The 15,002-nt window shown below is 63.3% G+C and carries 13 protein-coding genes; 7 read left to right on the top strand and 6 right to left on the bottom strand.

The annotated features are described in order from the left end of the window. Positions 1–139: 139 nt before the first annotated feature. Positions 140–1,651 carry a DUF3369 domain-containing protein gene (locus OX462_RS25300; protein WP_070292411.1) on the bottom strand — a complete coding sequence of 504 codons (1,512 nt, stop codon included), beginning with the start codon at positions 1,649–1,651 and terminating at the stop codon, positions 140–142. Between the two features lie 434 nt (positions 1,652–2,085). On the opposite strand from OX462_RS25300, the gene OX462_RS25295 reads away from it, so the two are divergent. After that, positions 2,086–2,589, top strand: a complete 504-nt coding sequence (locus OX462_RS25295) for a DUF3016 domain-containing protein (RefSeq protein ID WP_070217741.1) — start codon at positions 2,086–2,088, stop codon at positions 2,587–2,589. Between the two features lie 138 nt (positions 2,590–2,727). Then, on the top strand, positions 2,728–3,270 hold the full coding sequence (locus OX462_RS25290; RefSeq protein WP_070217739.1) for a DUF3016 domain-containing protein: 543 nt from the start codon (positions 2,728–2,730) through the stop codon (positions 3,268–3,270). Here OX462_RS25290 and OX462_RS25285 read toward each other — a convergent pair whose 3' ends face one another. The 3 genes from OX462_RS25285 to OX462_RS25275 form a co-directional block, all read right to left on the bottom strand. Continuing rightward, entirely contained in the window at positions 3,271–4,056 is a 786-nt protein-coding gene (locus OX462_RS25285) for a substrate-binding periplasmic protein (RefSeq protein ID WP_083293640.1), read from the bottom strand. A gap of 71 nt (positions 4,057–4,127) precedes the next feature. Then, on the bottom strand, positions 4,128–4,571 hold the full coding sequence (locus tag OX462_RS25280; protein ID WP_070217768.1) for a thioesterase family protein: 444 nt from the start codon (positions 4,569–4,571) through the stop codon (positions 4,128–4,130). A 132-nt stretch (positions 4,572–4,703) separates the two neighbouring features. Further along, positions 4,704–6,155 (bottom strand): PQQ-dependent sugar dehydrogenase, encoded by a 1,452-nt coding sequence (locus OX462_RS25275; protein WP_070312573.1) that lies wholly within the window; start codon positions 6,153–6,155, stop codon positions 4,704–4,706. A 216-nt stretch (positions 6,156–6,371) separates the two neighbouring features. Here OX462_RS25275 and OX462_RS25270 point away from each other — a divergent pair, with 216 nt between their 5' ends. Both OX462_RS25270 and OX462_RS25265 read left to right on the top strand, forming a co-directional pair. Beyond that, a complete protein-coding gene (locus tag OX462_RS25270) occupies positions 6,372–7,478 on the top strand; it encodes an S-(hydroxymethyl)glutathione dehydrogenase/class III alcohol dehydrogenase (RefSeq protein ID WP_070312574.1) in 1,107 nt (368 codons plus the stop codon). 116 nt (positions 7,479–7,594) lie between these two features. Beyond that, on the top strand, positions 7,595–7,828 hold the full coding sequence (locus tag OX462_RS25265; protein WP_070312575.1) for a hypothetical protein: 234 nt from the start codon (positions 7,595–7,597) through the stop codon (positions 7,826–7,828). Positions 7,829–7,840: 12 nt separating this feature from the next. Here OX462_RS25265 and OX462_RS25260 read toward each other — a convergent pair whose 3' ends face one another. Further along, a complete protein-coding gene (locus tag OX462_RS25260; protein ID WP_070312576.1) occupies positions 7,841–8,845 on the bottom strand; it encodes a GlxA family transcriptional regulator in 1,005 nt (334 codons plus the stop codon). Between the two features lie 115 nt (positions 8,846–8,960). Here OX462_RS25260 and OX462_RS25255 point away from each other — a divergent pair, with 115 nt between their 5' ends. The 3 genes from OX462_RS25255 (at position 8,961) to OX462_RS25245 (ending at position 13,248) form a co-directional block, all read left to right on the top strand. Then, on the top strand, positions 8,961–11,903 hold the full coding sequence (locus OX462_RS25255; protein WP_409027327.1) for a DUF6701 domain-containing protein: 2,943 nt from the start codon (positions 8,961–8,963) through the stop codon (positions 11,901–11,903). Positions 11,904–11,992: 89 nt separating this feature from the next. Beyond that, positions 11,993–12,691, top strand: a complete 699-nt coding sequence (locus OX462_RS25250; RefSeq protein WP_070292419.1) for a dienelactone hydrolase family protein — start codon at positions 11,993–11,995, stop codon at positions 12,689–12,691. Between the two features lie 140 nt (positions 12,692–12,831). Beyond that, positions 12,832–13,248 carry an SRPBCC family protein gene (locus OX462_RS25245; protein ID WP_070217725.1) on the top strand — a complete coding sequence of 139 codons (417 nt, stop codon included), beginning with the start codon at positions 12,832–12,834 and terminating at the stop codon, positions 13,246–13,248. A 117-nt stretch (positions 13,249–13,365) separates the two neighbouring features. On the opposite strand, the gene OX462_RS25240 is transcribed toward OX462_RS25245, so the two are convergent. Beyond that, a complete protein-coding gene (locus tag OX462_RS25240) occupies positions 13,366–14,982 on the bottom strand; it encodes a M28 family peptidase (RefSeq protein ID WP_409027326.1) in 1,617 nt (538 codons plus the stop codon). Positions 14,983–15,002 lie beyond the last annotated feature (20 nt).

The following is a 15,002-nucleotide window of genomic DNA, read 5'->3' as shown; positions in this document are numbered from 1 at the left end:
GGCCGGTGGTGGTGTCGGATTACGGCCTGCGGCCTAATCCGACCTCCGCCGGCTTTTAATCGGGGAAGCGTTGGTTCAAGGCATGCCAGGTAGGTCGGATTAGCGGCAAGGCCGCGTAATCCGACACCACCGCCAGCTTTTAATCGGGGAAACGTTGATTCAGCGCAAGCGCTTCATCGAGATTCGCAATCAGCAACTCCACATACTGCGGGTCCAAATGGCTGCCGCTCACTTCGCGCAGGTAGCTGACCACGCGCTCGAGGGGCCAGGCGTCCTTGTAGCAGCGCTTGTGCATGAGGGCGTCGAAGACGTCGGCGACGGCGGCGATGCGCGCGTATTTGTGGATGTTTTCGCCCACCAGCCCTTGCGGGTAGCCGCTGCCGTCGAATTTTTCATGGTGCTGGTGGGCGATCACGGCGGCCGCCTTCAAGAGCGGGCGCTGCGAGCCGTCGAGGATGGACATGCCCACCGTCGGATGCTGCTTCATGATTTCCCACTCGGCCGCGTCGAGCTTGCCAGGTTTCAGCAGCACGGCATCGGGCGTGGAAATCTTGCCGATGTCGTGCATGGGCGCCGCGTGGCGCAGCACCATGGTTTCCTCTTCCGACATGCCGGAGGCCTGCGCCAGCAGCTGGCACACTTCGGCCATGCGGCGCACGTGGTTGCCGCCTTCGTGCGAGCGCGATTCGACCACGTCGCCCAGGCGCAGGATCAGCTCGGCCTGGGTGTCGGTGATTTCCTGCGTCAGCAGGATGTTGTCGAAAGCGATCGCCACGCCGGAACAAAATACTTCCAGCAATTGCGCGTCGAGGTCGGAAATCTCTTCCACGCCCTTGAGCACCAGCAGGGAGGCCTTGCCGCTGCTGTTGGGGAAATAGCCGACATAGGTGTCGCCATGCAGGCGCGAAATTTTATTGCTCTTGGCGTCGTCCAGCTGCGACAGCAGGGACGGGCTGAGGATGCCGCCATCGGCTTCATGGTCGCCGATCTGCGCGAGGATTTCATAGTCCTGCTCGCCCGTGATGGCGCTGGCGCCGCGCAGGCGCAGCAGCATGCTCGTTTCCAGGCGCAGCAGGGCGACGACTTGCTGCAGCAGGCCGCTGGCGAAGTCGCGCAGGTTGCGCTGCTTGAAAATGTGCGCCGAGGCGGCGATGACGCGCTCGAGGCCTTCGCGGTAGTGCAGCTGGGCCTGGCGCGCCTCTTCCACCTTCATGATGTCGCGGTAGGCGCGCAGGGCGGCAAAGGTGGTGGTAAACAGCTTGGTGCGGTCGAGCTCGGTTTTTTCCTTGTAGTCGTTGATGTCGTAGTTGACGATCACCCGTTCTTCCGGCGCCTGTCCCGGCTGCCCCGTGCGCAGCACGATGCGCGTAAACTGGTTGCCCAGGTCTTCGCGCATCCAGCGCGCCACCTCCAGGCCGCTGTCTTCGCGTTCCATCACCACGTCGAGGAAGACGAGCGCGATGCCTTCTTCGCGCGCCAGCACCTGCTTGGCCTCGGCGCCGCTGTACGCATGCACAAAGCTCAGGGCGCGGCCCTCGAGACGGAAACGGCTCAGCGTGAGTTCGGTGATGTCGTGGATGTCGGGTTCATCATCGACGAGCAGGACTTTCCAGGGAGGTAACTTGGGCGATGCAGATGACAAAAATGACATAAGGGCGAGTTCCGCTAAAAGGCATAACTGACGCAATGCTGAGACGCCCGCGCCAGGAATTCCTGTGCGCCATGACCGGCGTTGCGCGTTTTTCGGGCGCATTCTGTCGATTGTAGACCGACCGCTAAGTATTAACAATAAGCAAGAACAATTGACTAAAATCATGCAACACACGTGCTAAAAAAGCACTTTAAATCCATGCTGTCTACACTATCTATACTTTATCGCTTAGGCAACTATATTTTCAAGACAATACTTTGTTTTAATTAATATTGCCAATGAATCTGCAAAAAAATACGGCGTCTTTCCTTCTTGGCGAAAAACCGGAAAAGTAACAAGGTATGAATTACGCGCCAGAAGGGACTGGAGCGCGCTATATTGGACAGGCATAAGAAGTGGCTCCATGCCACTCACATTTCCTGAAAGGGTACATCATGCAAAAGCAAACGACGCGCGCCCTGATCGCCGGCCTGGCCTTGCTGGCCAGCAGCGCGGCCTGGGCAGGAACTGAAGTGCGGTTCAGCAAACCGGATCAATACACGGACGTTCCGTTCAACCCGCAGGACCGTGACGAGGTATTGAAGGAACTGAGCCGGCATTTCGAGAAACTGGGCGCCTCGCTGCCGCCCGGGCAAACCTTGAAAATCGACGTCACGGACGTGGACCTGGCGGGACGTGAAAATCCATCGCTGCGTGCCGGCCAGGATATCCGCGTCATGAACGGCCGGGTCGACTGGCCGCGCATGCGCCTGCACTATGTGCTGGAACAGGATGGCAAGGTCATCAGCAGCGGCGATGCTGCCCTGTCCGACATGTCGTACCTGACCCGTCTCAATCCTTACTTCAGCAATGAAAAGTTGCGCTATGAAAAGTTGATGATCGATGACTGGTATGCCGATACCTTTGGCATCAAGGTAAAGCGCCACGCGCGCAAGTAAGCGGCCCGGTCAGCCGCGTGGCGCCACGCGAAACGTATTGCGCTACGGAAATGTTCACTTCAGGCTATAGTCAGGCAGGGTAGGCAGAGGCCGGCATGGAGCTGCCGCCGGGCCGTGAACTTTCTGGAGGGAAGGCATATGCGTATTTCCACGATGGCGAAAACATGGATAGCCGCCTTGGCGCTGGCTGCGGGCAGCAGTGCCTGGGCGGGCGTCCAGGTGACGTTCGAAAAACCCGACGACTATTCTGACGTGCCGTTCAGCTCGCGCGACAGGGAGCAGGTGCTGGCGGGCCTGGCGGATCACTTCAGCTGGTTGGGCAAGAGCTTGCCCCCCGGTCAGGACCTCAGGATCGAAATCACCGATGTCGACCTGGCGGGACGCGAAGACCCGGCCCGCCGCGGCGCCTTCGATGTGCGCGTGATGACGGGCCGTGCTGACTGGCCGCGCCTGCGTTTGCGCTATACGCTCGAGCAGCATGGCAAAGTCATTGCCAGCGGCAACGCTTATCTGTCGGATATGTCCTATTTGCAACATATCAACCGTTATTCCAGCAACGATGCCTTGCGCTATGAAAAGCGCATGATCGACGAGTGGTTCAAGAATACCTTCGGCGTCAAGCCCCAGGGCCGCAGCAGTCCCGTCCTGACCTTGCAGCCGCGCGCCGTTCAGCGCAGGTAATCAACGCAAATAAGCGTCTTCGATGTGCGCCAGCTGGCCGTTCTGCCGCATGGCAAGCAGGGCGGCATTCATTTTCTCGATGAAATCGGTCTTGTAGGAAGGCGTGTTGCGCGCGCTGTAGGCGATGTAGGTGGCTTCGGACGACAGTTCCAGCACTTCGCGCAAGTGAAAACCGTAGCTGGCCAGTTCGCCTTGCAGCCGGCGCGCCGTATGGCGTGCCGCGCCGCGGTCGCTGGCGTAGCAATCGATGCGCCGCAGGGCCAGTTTCTTCAGATTCGCCTCATTGCCCTTGGCCGCATCCAGGCGCAGCAGCCCCTGGCGGGCGGGCGCCATCAATTTTTCCGACAGTAAAAATCCTGTGTTGACGCCGATGGTCAGGCCCGCAAAGTCGGCCGGGAAGTGCGTGCGCGGCGTGCGCATGACGGCGTCATGGCAAAACAGCACCACCGATTCGCGGTGCAGCATGGCCGAGTACGGCTGCACGTATGGCCGTTCCGTCTTGCGTCCGGGCGGGAACAAGCCGAAAACCTTGCCTTTTTCCAGCGCATCGAGCCCCCGTTTCCAGGGGCGCGGCTGCAGTTCCAGCCGGTACCCGGGCATCCGGCTGGCCGCCTGGCGCAGGATATCGATGTACATGCCCTTGAAAGCGCCGTTTTCCACATAGCTGTACGGCGCATAGTCATCGTCGCCGTACAGGATCACGGTTTGCGGCGCGGCCAGGGCGGGCGGCAACATGCCCAGCAGGGCCAGGGTCAGGCACAGTCTTGCCGTGATTGCTGATTGCATGCCGCTCCAGATTTAATGTCTTCCTGATAAGCATACAGCATGGCGGCATGACGGCCCGTTTAATCGATCCTTCAATCGATCCAGTTCACCAGTGGAAACTTGCTTGCGAACTCTTCCGCCATGGGCACGACCTGGCTGCGCTTGTAGTTGAAGAAGACAAAGCCGGACTTGGCCATCGCGATCAGGGTGTTGTCGCGCGGACGCGTGATGCGGAAGGTGATGTCGCCGCCATACTTGTTGAAATCCATGACGCCCACTTCGAACAGCAGCTGGTCGCGCGCATGGGCTTCGGCGCGGTAGGTGGTGGCCAGGTCGGTGACGATGATGCCGGTGCCGTCCGCTTCGATGTCGCGCACGCCATATTCGAACAGGAAGCGGGCGCGCGCCTCGGAAATCATGGAAATCATGGAATCGTTGCCGAGATGGTTGCCAGCGTTGATGTCCGTCGTGCGTACCGTCAGTTGCGAGGAATAGCAGTACTGGTCTTCAGGGAATTCAAGTTTCAAACGGGCCATGGTGTTCTCTTGGGCTGGTGCGCAGGGCGCGGCGAAAAAATCCAATTCTAGCCGGTTCGCCGTGCCCCGTCGAAAAACGCCGCCTCAGGCGTGCGCTGCCATGACTGCTTGCGCACGCTGACTGGCCTATGCTTATTTACGGACAATCCGGTACACCTTGCCCGTGCCGCTCAGCATGTACAGCTCGTTTTGCGCATCCTGGCCAAACGACAGGATGTTGCCCACGTTCGTGATGCCCCAGTCTGTCACAGCGGAGGCGGCGCCATTGCTGTAGCTGAAACTTTTCAGCCAGCCGCCGCAGTAGTCGGAATACAGGTATTGTCCCGCCAGTTCCGGCAAGGCCATGCCCCGGTACACATAGCCGCCCGTGATGGAGCAGTTGCCCGCACTGCCGGTGTCGTATTCGATAACGGGCAATACCAGACCCGCCTGATTGCAACTGGCGCTGTTGTAACAGTGCGCGCCTTCCATGATGTTCCAGCCATAGTTGTTGCCCGCCTGGCCCACGGGACGCACATCGACTTCCTCCCAGTTGGCCTGGCCCACGTCGGCGATGTACAGCAGCTGGGCCGGTACGTCGAAGGCGTAGCGCCACGGATTGCGCAAGCCGTAGGCCCAGATTTCCCCGCGCCCGTCCGCCGTGCCGGCAAATGGGTTGCCGGGCGGAATGGCGTAAGGCTGGGCTACCGTGCTGGCGTTGACATCCAGGCGCAGCAGCTTGCCCAGCAGCACATTCGTGTTTTGCGCATTGCGGGGCGGGTCGCCGCCACCGCCGCCGTCGCCTGTGCCCGCATACAGATAGCCTTCCGGCCCAAAACTGAGCAAGCCGCCATAGTGGTTGCTGAACGTGGGGTGGGCAATCGTGAGGATGGTCAGCGCGGACAGGGGATCGGCCACGTTGGCGTTGCCGGCCGACACTTGCCTGCGCTCGATGACGATATCGCCGGCCAGGTTGGTGTAGTAGATGAAAAAATAGCCATTGCTGGCGTACTGCGGATGGAAGGCCATCGACAGCAAGCCCCGTTCGCCGCTGGTGGTGGTGAGCGTGCTGATGTCGAGGAAGGGCGTGGCCAGCAGGTTGCCGTTCTGCACCACGCGGATGCGGCCGGGACGCTCCACGATGAAAAGGCGGCTGTCGCCGGGCGGCGCCGTGAGGAAGAGGGGGGAGCTCAAGCCGCTGGCCACTTCCTGCAGGCGCAGGGCCAGCGGCGCGGCCGCCGCATACAGGACGCTGGCGCTGGCCGTGGTGCCCGCATTGACTTGCACCTGTTGCGTGACGGGCGTGGGCGCCAGGCTTCCCGTGCCTTGCGCCACGCTGGTGGCATTGATGGTGTAGGCGCCGGGCGCCAGGCTGGTGAGCGTGGTGGTGGCCGTCAATGTCTTGCTGTACGACGCAGGCCCCGTGACCGTGACGGCGCCCGCCACGCCGGCCGGCAAGCCGCCGATGGTGACGGTCAGATCGCCCGTGGTCGCGCCGGGCACAGGGTGGTGATGGCCGCCGCCACAGGCGGCCAGCAGGGCCAGGCAGCATGCCAGCAGCAGGGCCAGCCAGGGGCGGGCAGAGCGGTGAAGGAAAGGGCGCATGTCAGTCTCCTGCGGGAACGCGGCAATGGCTGCTCGATCGGTGCTGGGCTTGTGCCAAGAATGCGCGTCTGTAGGGCGGGAAGATTGAGCTGGCACAAACGTGCGGCGCCATCGGACAAATGCGCCGCGTTTTCAGACAAGCGCGGGGTCCCTTGCGCCGCCCCGCTCACCGGCGTCCGATAATGGCGCATCTGAAACCGAGCAGGAAGACACCCCATGAAAACCAAAGCCGCGATTGCCTGGAAGGCGGGTGCCCCGCTGACCATCGAAGAAGTCGACCTGGCCGGCCCGCGCGCCGGCGAAGTACTGGTCGAGCTGAAAGCCACGGGCATTTGCCATACCGATTACTACACCTTGTCCGGCGCCGATCCGGAAGGCATCTTCCCTGCCATTCTCGGCCATGAAGGCGCCGGCGTCGTCGTCGACGTGGGCCCGGGCGTGACGACCCTGAAAAAGGACGACCACGTCATTCCCCTGTACACGCCGGAATGCCGCCAGTGCAAATTCTGCCTGTCGCAAAAGACGAATCTGTGCCAGGCCATCCGTTCGACCCAGGGCCGCGGCCTGATGCCGGACGCCACCAGCCGCTTTTCGCTGAATGGCCAGCCGCTGTTCCATTACATGGGCACGTCCACCTTTTCCAATTACATCGTCGTGCCGGAAATCGCTCTCGCAAAAATCCGCGAAGACGCGCCGTTCGACAAGGTCTGCTACATCGGCTGCGGCGTGACGACGGGCGTGGGCGCCGTGCTGTTCTCGGCCAAGGTCGAGGCGGGCGCCAACGTGGCCGTGTTCGGCCTGGGCGGCATCGGCCTGAACGTGATCCAGGCGGCGAAGATGGTCGGCGCCGACAAGATCATCGGCATCGACATCAACCCGGCGCGCCAGGCCATCGCGCGCAAGTTCGGCATGACGCATTTTATCAACCCGAACGAGGTGGAAAACGTCGTCGACGCCATCGTGCAGCTGACGGACGGCGGCGCCGACTACAGTTTCGAATGCGTGGGCAACACCAACTTGATGCGCCAGGCGCTCGAATGCACGCATAAAGGCTGGGGCAAATCGTTCATCATCGGCGTGGCGGCGGCCGGCCAGGAAATTTCCACCCGTCCGTTCCAGCTGGTGACGGGACGCGAATGGCGCGGTTCGGCCTTCGGCGGCGCGCGCGGGCGCACGGACGTGCCGAAGATCGTCGACTGGTATATGGAAGGCAAGCTCAACATTGACGACCTGATCACGCACCGCTTGCCGCTCGAACGCATCAACGAAGGCTTCGACCTGATGAAGAGCGGCGAATCGATCCGTTCCGTCGTGTTGTACTAATCTTATCGGATGTCCTCATTGCGCAACACTTGACGGACGGGGCTGGGCGGCAGGCTGTACTTCGCTGCCTGCCCCTGCTAGTGTGAAGACATCATGTCTTGCTTTGGGAGCCGTCCATGTTTGCCACTGCCTATCTCGCGACCTTGCGCCGCATGCTGCCCGTCTTCCTCGGCGCGGCCCTGTCTTCCCTGCTGGCCTTGTGGTGGAGCAATGTCGCCATCCTCGCCACGCCCGCCATCTGGCTGGCGCTGCTGGCCACCTATCTGCTATGCGCACTGCTGTTTACGCCGCTGGCCCGGCAAAGCCGCCAAGTGGCCACGCGCCACGTGCGGCACGGCAAGCCGCGCTGACCTTCGCTGCGCCTAGCGCGCCGTGCTGGAAAAGCGTTCGCGGTAGTCGCGCGGCGTGATGGCGAGTTTCTTTTGAAACAGGCGCCGCAGCCTGTCCTCGCTGTGCAAGCCCGCCTGCACGGCCACCTGTTTTAAGGAAGATACATTGTCTTCCAGCAAACGGCGCGCCACTTCGAAGCGGGCCGTGTCGATGAATTCCGTGGGACTGGTGCCCGTTTCGCGCTGGAAGACGCGCGTAAAATTGCGCTCGCTCATGGCCAGCCTGGCTGCCAGCAGCGGCACCGTGAGCTCGTCGGCCAGGTGCTCCATGATCCAGCCCTGCAATTGCCGGATGGTGGGATGCGTCGTCATCTGGCTCGACAGGTGCACGGAAAACTGCGACTGGCCGCCGGGCCGCTTCAGATACACGACCAGGTCGCGCGCCACTTCGAGCGCGATATCGCGGCTGAAATCGTCTTCCACCAGGGCCAGCGCCAGGTCGATGCCGGCCGTCACGCCGGCCGACGTCCAGAATTTCCCTTCCCGCACGAAAATCGCATCGGCATTGACCTGTATCTGGGGGTAGCGCTGGCGCAGGCTGTCCACGGCGCTCCAGTGCGTGGCGGCGCTCTTGCCGTCGAGTACACCGGCCTCGGCCAGGAAGAAGCAGCCCGTGCACAGCGCCGCCAGCGTATCGATGCGGGGCGCCGCCTCGGCCACCCAGGCGGCGAGGGCGGGAATGTCCTGCAAGACTTGCTCGACGTGGTGGCAGCCGACGATGACGGCCAGGTCGGGCAGGCGGCTGGCGTCGAGCGCCTTGCTGGCGTGCAGCGACATCAGGGTGTCGGACTCGACGGGACCGATGGCCGTCGAGGCGATGCGCACGTCGTAGCCGCCGGGCAGATTGCGCAGGCGCAAATGGGTGTTGGCGTAGTCAAACACTTTCATGGCGCCGATGGCTTCGAGCGCCTTGAAGCCGGGATAGACGATGATGTCGACGGTGCGCAGGGGGAATTCTTTGGGGCTTTGCTTGATCATGCGATATGCGTGAAGGAGATAAATACTGCCATAATGCAATAACAGCGATGGCGTAGATTAGCATGGAATAATCCGCGTGCCCGCTGGCTCCCCACCCACCGGATTCCTCGATATCGTGCGCTTACTTCACTTTTTTGCCGCCCTGACATTGCTGCTGGGCTCCTCGCTTGCCCACGCGGCCACGCTCAACTTCAATGGCGGCACCGTCAGCGGCTGCAGCCTGAGCACGGACGGCTTGCAATACACGTGCGCCTCGCTGGCGCCGGGCTCCACCGACGTCATCGTCATCGGCAGCGCGTATGGCGTGACGGTCAACAGTTCCCTGGCGATGAGCTACAACCAGGGCTTGACGATGAGCGGCAATGCCGCGCTGACGGTCAAGGGCAATCTCGACATCAAGGACATCAATCCGTCGAACCTGAAAGTGACGGGGGGCAGCTTGAGCGCCGAGGGCGGCACTTTCCTCATGGGCGCGCAGGAACAGACCATTACGGCAAATATTTCCGCCACCACCATCAAGATGGGCTCGAACAACGTCAAGGTGACTGGCAAGATCAGCGCCAAGGGCCCGGTGGAAATCGCCTCGGGTTCCGTCATCAACGGTCCCATCAGCGGCACCGTCGTCAATATCCTGGCCTCCAGTACCCGCATCCAGGGCGATATCACGGCGACCACCTCGCTGACCATCGGTTCCGGCAGCCAGGTGACGGGCAATCTGAAATCGCCGACGATCGACTTGAAGGCATCGGGCCTGCTCGTCACGGGCGACGTGGACGCCAGCAATTCCTTGTCGATCGCTTCCGGCAATGGCATCAAGGGTAATGTGGACGCCGGCGAGGTGACGCTCGACTCGTCCAACGCCTATATCACGGGCAACGCCAAGGTCGACCACATCACCCTGGGCTGGCAGGGCCGCGTGCAGCAGACGATCACCTGCAAGGCCTACACGCCGTCGAACCCGTGCAGTTGCGTGACGAACAACAGCGGCTGGGCTTTCAATGAGCCGATGGGGCCGAAGTGCGGCCCGGGCACCCAGGCCGGGCCGGATCACTTCCAGATCACGCATCCGCCCTCGGCGCTCAGCTGTGCGCCCGCGCCCGTGACCGTGACGGCCTGCGCCGACGCGGCCTGCAGCACCGTCTACACGGGCGCGGCCCAGGTCACGCTGACGCCGGGCGGCGCCGTGGCACAACTCAACGCGACCCTACCGGCGACAGGCACGGCCGCGTCCAGCGTGGCGCAGACCACGCCGGCCAGCAACGTTCCCTTGGGCCTGAGCAGCACGCCGGCGACGACGGGGGCGCTGGTCTGCAAGAGCAGCATCGACGGCAGCGTGACCAATTGTCAGATGGCATTTGTCAGCAGCGCGCTGCAGGTGAGCGGCCTCCCCCGTTATGCCGAGGCCGAGGGCCCCATCGCCATCAGCGCGCTGCAGGCGTCGGCATCGAACCCGCGCGCCTGCGTGCCCCTGTTTTCCAACCAGAACAAGACCTTGCAGCTGCGCTGCAACTACGCCAATCCCGGCACGGGCACCTTGCCCGCGCGCATACAGGACAAGGATGGCACGTATAAACCCCTGGCCGCCAACGCGGGCAGCGCCTGCAGCGCGAACGGTACCGCCGTGCAGCTGGCCTTCGATGCCAACGGCCTGGCCACGCCGAACATGCTGTACGCCGATGCGGGCGCGCTGGGCCTGACGGCCACGTATGCCTCGGCCAGCGGCAGCGACAGCGGCCTGACCATGACGGGCAGCGGCACTGTCATCGTGGGGCCCCTGCGTTTCGTGTTCAGCGCCATCGCCACGCCGCAGCGGGCGGGCCTGGCCGCGTTGCCCGTGGCGCCCGCCACCCGCATCAGCGTATCGGCCGTGAATGTCGCCGACGCCGTGACGGCCAATTTTGGCAGGGAAACGACGGCGCAGACGGTGCTGCTGGGCAGTAGTCTCGTCGCGCCCACCTTTTCCGGCGCCGCCAACCCCGCAGTCGCGGGCAGCCTGGCTTTTAACAACGGCATCGGCACCGCCAGCAACCTGAGCTGGGCGGAAGCGGGCACCGTCCAATTTACGGCGACGATGGCCACCTACCTCGGGGCCCCGCCGCCCGCCGTCAACGGCGTCATCCCGCCGTTCACCACGGGCGCCAGCAACAGCGTGCAATTCATCCCGCACCACTTCGTCACGGAGGTGCCTGGCACTGAGCCCATGCCTTGCAAGGCGCCATTGTCCTGCGCGGCGGGCAGTTTCATCTATGCGCAGCAGCCGTTCACGCTGCGCGTCACGGCGCAGAATGCCGCGAACGGGACGACGCTCAACTTCGACGGGCGCGACACGGCCTTGACGGCCCAGGTGGCCTTGCGCGCCTACGATGCCGCCACGGGCCTGACGGCCTTTCCGCCGGCGGCGCCGTCGGGCAGCCGGCTGAGCGACGGGACTGCCGCGCAAACCAGCGTGACGGGCATCGCGCCGGCCAGCTTCACGGCGGGCGTGGCCAGCAGCCAGATCGCCTACCGCTTTCCCGGCGCATTTGCGGTACCGGCCGGTACGGTCGCGCTGGCGCCGCCGACCGACGTGCTGTTCCGCGCCACCACTACCTATGCCGGCGGCACCGTCGTGACGTCGGCGCCGTCCGATGCCGGCACGGAAGCGAAGCTGACCATACTTACGGGCCGCATCATGGTGCCCCATAGCTACGGTTCCGAGCGCCTGCCGATACGCCTGCCCGTACAGGTGCAATACTGGAATAGCGGCTGGCTCGGCAATGTGTCCGATAGCGTCACGCAGTTCGGGAGTGCCGGGGTCACGCTAGCCAACTGCGGCAAGGGATTTACCTCGGGCGCTGGCGCGTGCAATGGCGTTCTGAAAGTGCAGGGCGGCACCTATGCATTCAAGCAAGGCGCCTTGCCTCCACCCAATGGGCAACTGGTCTTGCTGGCACCCGGCGTGGCGGGTAGCGTCGACGTGTCTGTCAGCGGCTTGCATTACCTGCCCAGCACCCTGGGGCACGTCGTCTTTGGCATCCTCAGATCGGGTCCCGTGATTTACCTGCGCGAGATGTATTGAGCCTGGACCAAGGGCGGGCGCAGACACGGCGAAAAACCAGTAACATGCCTGCTTGTGGCATCCTCCCCCAACCTCAGACTGGAGTTTCTATGAGCACAACTTCGCAGTGGATCGATATCGCCGGCCCGGACGGCAGCTTCCAGGCTTACCTGGCCGTGCCGCACGTGGGCAAGGGCCCCGCCATCATCCTGTTGCAGGAAATTTTCGGCGTCAACGAGCACATCCGCGCCGTGGCCGACCAGTACGCGGCCGATGGCTATGTGGTGCTGGTGCCGGACCTGTTCTGGCGCGCCGGCGCGCACATTGAACTCGGCTATGACGCGGACGGCTGGAAGCGTGCCGTCGAACTGATGCAGGCCACCGACAATCCGCACGCCGACGCCGATATCGCCGCCACCGTCGCCGTCCTGCGCGCGCGTCCGGAAGTGACGGGAAAGCTCGCTTCGGTCGGCTACTGCTTCGGCGGCCGCCTGTCGTACCAGGCCGCCGCGGCCGGTCTGGTCGACGCCGCCATCGCCTATTACGGCGGCGGCATCCAGAACAAGCTGGACCTGGCCGACAAGATCCAGGTGCCGCTGCTCATGCATTTCGGCGGCCAGGACAGCCATATTCCGCCGGAAGCCGTGCAAAAGATCGCCGAACGCTTCGAAGACCGGCAAGACGTGGAAATCCATATCTACCCGGGCGCCGAGCACGGTTTCAACTGCACCCACCGCGACAGCTACCAGCAGCGTGCCGCGGCCCACGCGCATGGCAATTCGCTGATTTTCTTGGCGGAAAATCTGTAAGGCAGCCATCCCAGGCTGGCTGGTAGCCATGGTTTACTCAGCAGCAAAGCCGCATGGGCGCTAAAATAGCGGCTGTGCCGGGCAACTCCGGCCGGCCGGGCGCGGCGCCCGGCAAACCTGGATGAGGAACCGAATTAAAGATGGCCCAAGTAATTGTTTCTGTAACATTGGCGGCAAGCGCCGAAAGAGTGTGGGATTTTATCGGCGGCTTCCAGTCGCTGGCTGAATGGTCGAGCTCCATCAAGACCAGTTTGTCCGAGCATGGCGGCCGCGTGCGCCGCCTGAAAACCACGGACGGCGCCATCATCGCCGAACGCCTGCAAAGCTACAGCGAAGCGGACAAGAGCTACAGCTACACCATCGTCTCGGGCCCGATCCCCGTCAAGAACTACCGTTCCACCCTGCGCGTCACGGGCGAACCGGGCGCCGCTTCCTGTGTGGCCGAATGGTCGAGCGAGTTCGATGCGGCCGAAGGCGTGGAAGAGGTCATGGTGGGCGCGTTCCAGCATTTGTACGAGACGGCATTCGTCGACCTGAAACGCATCATGGCGATTTGAATCAACGAGGTAGGTCGGATTAGCGGCTACGCCGCGTAATCCGACACCACCAACTCTGCTGACAATGTTGTCGGATTACGCGGGGCGATGCCCCGCTAATCCGACCTACGCTTGACGTCAGCGTTTCACTTTTCCAAACGCCTCGCCTTTGTTCCACACCGGCAAATTCTTGTCGTTCGCCACCTCGTAGCCCAGGTTCAGGGTGAACTGCGCCTGCTGCACCATGCCCGACAAGTCCCACGACGGGTGATACTCATCGGTGACCTGGTGGTAATCCTTTTTGAACGCGACCAGACGCTCGCTGGACGCCTTCGGCTCCTTGACGAAGTCGAACGAGCCGTCGCCGGAAAACACGGCCGAGCCCACGTTGAAGGCGGGCACGCCGGCCTTGGCGAAGGCAAAATGGTCGGCCCGGTAAAACGCGCCGGACAGGTCGGGGATGGTCGGCGCCAGGCGCAAGCCCATGCGCTTGGCGACCTTGGCGGCGCTCGCGTACAGGCTGCTGCGCTCGGCGCCAGCCACGCCGATGTCGTGCGTCTTGCCGACGAAATTCATGCTGTCGAGGTTCAGGTCGGCTGCCGTCTTGGCCAGCGGCCACAGGGGCGCGCGCGTGTAAGCCGTGCTGCCCAACATGCCCGTTTCCTCGCCGGCCGGCCACAGGAAGATCTGCGTGCGGCGTGCCGGCTGTTTCACGGCCACTTGCGCCATGGCCAGCAGGGCCGCCGCGCCCGAGGCATTGTCGATGGCGCCGTTGTAGATATGGTCGCTCTGTCCTGCGCGGGCGCTGCCTTCCTCATCCTTGCCTAGGTGGTCCCAGTGGGCCGAATAAATGACGGCTTCATCCTTGAGCTTCGGGTCCGTGCCCGGCACGATGCCGGCCACGTTGAATTGCTCGATGCTGCGCACCTGGCTATTCAGTGCCACCCTGACCGTCGCGTTCAGGGCCACGGGGCGGAATTCGCGCGTTTCGGCCTGGGCGCGCAAGGCGTCCAGGTCCTGTCCGCCCGCCTGGAACAGGGCGCGCGCCATGTCTTCCTGCAGCCAGCCTTCCATCGCATTGCCCGCGCCGGCCAGGTTGAAGCGTTCATGGCCGAAACCGTTGGCGGGCACCGACCACGGGTAGGAAGCGGACTCGGTCGTATGGATCAGCAAGACGCCGGCGGCGCCCTGGCGCAGCGCTTCCTCGTACTTGTAGACCCAGCGGCCGTAATACGTGAGGGACTTGCCGGCAAAACGGTTCGGTTCGGCGGCGGTTGGCTGCGGGTCGTTGACCATCATGATGACGAGCTTGCCCTTCAAGTCGACGCCCTTGAAATCGTCCCAGCGTTCCTCGGGCGCGCGGATGCCGTAGCCGGCAAACACCACGGGCGCGTCGAACGCCACTGTCTGCTGGCCATTCGCCGCGCCAAAGACGATGTCCTTGCCGAAGGCGGGAGACAAGGTCTTGCCGCCTGCGCTGAAGGTCACTGTGCTCGATGGCAAGGCCTTGCTGCCGACGATGGTCAGCGCCTGGCGGTAGCTGCCATCTTTCAATGGCTGCAAGCCGGCCACGGCCGCCTGCGTTTCCAGGTAGCGCACGGCCAGGTCGCCGCCGCGCTGGCCCGTGCCGCGTCCTTCCAGTAAATCGTCGGCCAGGAAGGACAGATGGGCGCGCAAGGGCGCTTCGGCAACGAGCGGTTGGGCGAGGGCAGCCGTGCTGAACAGGCTGGCGGCGAGGACGACGGGAAAGCGCATGACAACTCCAAAAGTGAATA

It is taken from the genome of Janthinobacterium aestuarii (assembly GCF_046113285.1).
In the GTDB taxonomy this organism is placed as follows: domain Bacteria; phylum Pseudomonadota; class Gammaproteobacteria; order Burkholderiales; family Burkholderiaceae_D; genus Janthinobacterium.
The sequence above is the reverse complement of the archived record's forward strand: the minus strand, read 5'-3'. Positions and strand labels throughout refer to the sequence as shown.

Bases quoted from the DNA above. Each gene is read 5' to 3' on its own strand.
- OX462_RS25295 (WP_070217741.1), top strand. From the start codon at position 2,086: ATGCAAAAGCAAACGACGCGCGCCCTGATCGCCGGCCTGGCCTTGCTG.
- OX462_RS25245 (WP_070217725.1), top strand. From the start codon at position 12,832: ATGGCCCAAGTAATTGTTTCTGTAACATTGGCGGCAAGCGCCGAAAGA.
- OX462_RS25270 (WP_070312574.1), top strand. From the start codon at position 6,372: ATGAAAACCAAAGCCGCGATTGCCTGGAAGGCGGGTGCCCCGCTGACC.
- OX462_RS25300 (WP_070292411.1), bottom strand. From the start codon at position 1,651: ATGTCATTTTTGTCATCTGCATCGCCCAAGTTACCTCCCTGGAAAGTC.
- OX462_RS25280 (WP_070217768.1), bottom strand. From the start codon at position 4,571: ATGGCCCGTTTGAAACTTGAATTCCCTGAAGACCAGTACTGCTATTCC.
- OX462_RS25260 (WP_070312576.1), bottom strand. From the start codon at position 8,845: ATGATCAAGCAAAGCCCCAAAGAATTCCCCCTGCGCACCGTCGACATC.
- OX462_RS25250 (WP_070292419.1), top strand. From the start codon at position 11,993: ATGAGCACAACTTCGCAGTGGATCGATATCGCCGGCCCGGACGGCAGC.
- OX462_RS25265 (WP_070312575.1), top strand. From the start codon at position 7,595: ATGTTTGCCACTGCCTATCTCGCGACCTTGCGCCGCATGCTGCCCGTC.
- OX462_RS25285 (WP_083293640.1), bottom strand. From the start codon at position 4,056: ATGCAATCAGCAATCACGGCAAGACTGTGCCTGACCCTGGCCCTGCTG.
- OX462_RS25240 (WP_409027326.1), bottom strand. From the start codon at position 14,982: ATGCGCTTTCCCGTCGTCCTCGCCGCCAGCCTGTTCAGCACGGCTGCC.
- OX462_RS25290 (WP_070217739.1), top strand. From the start codon at position 2,728: ATGCGTATTTCCACGATGGCGAAAACATGGATAGCCGCCTTGGCGCTG.
- OX462_RS25275 (WP_070312573.1), bottom strand. From the start codon at position 6,155: ATGCGCCCTTTCCTTCACCGCTCTGCCCGCCCCTGGCTGGCCCTGCTG.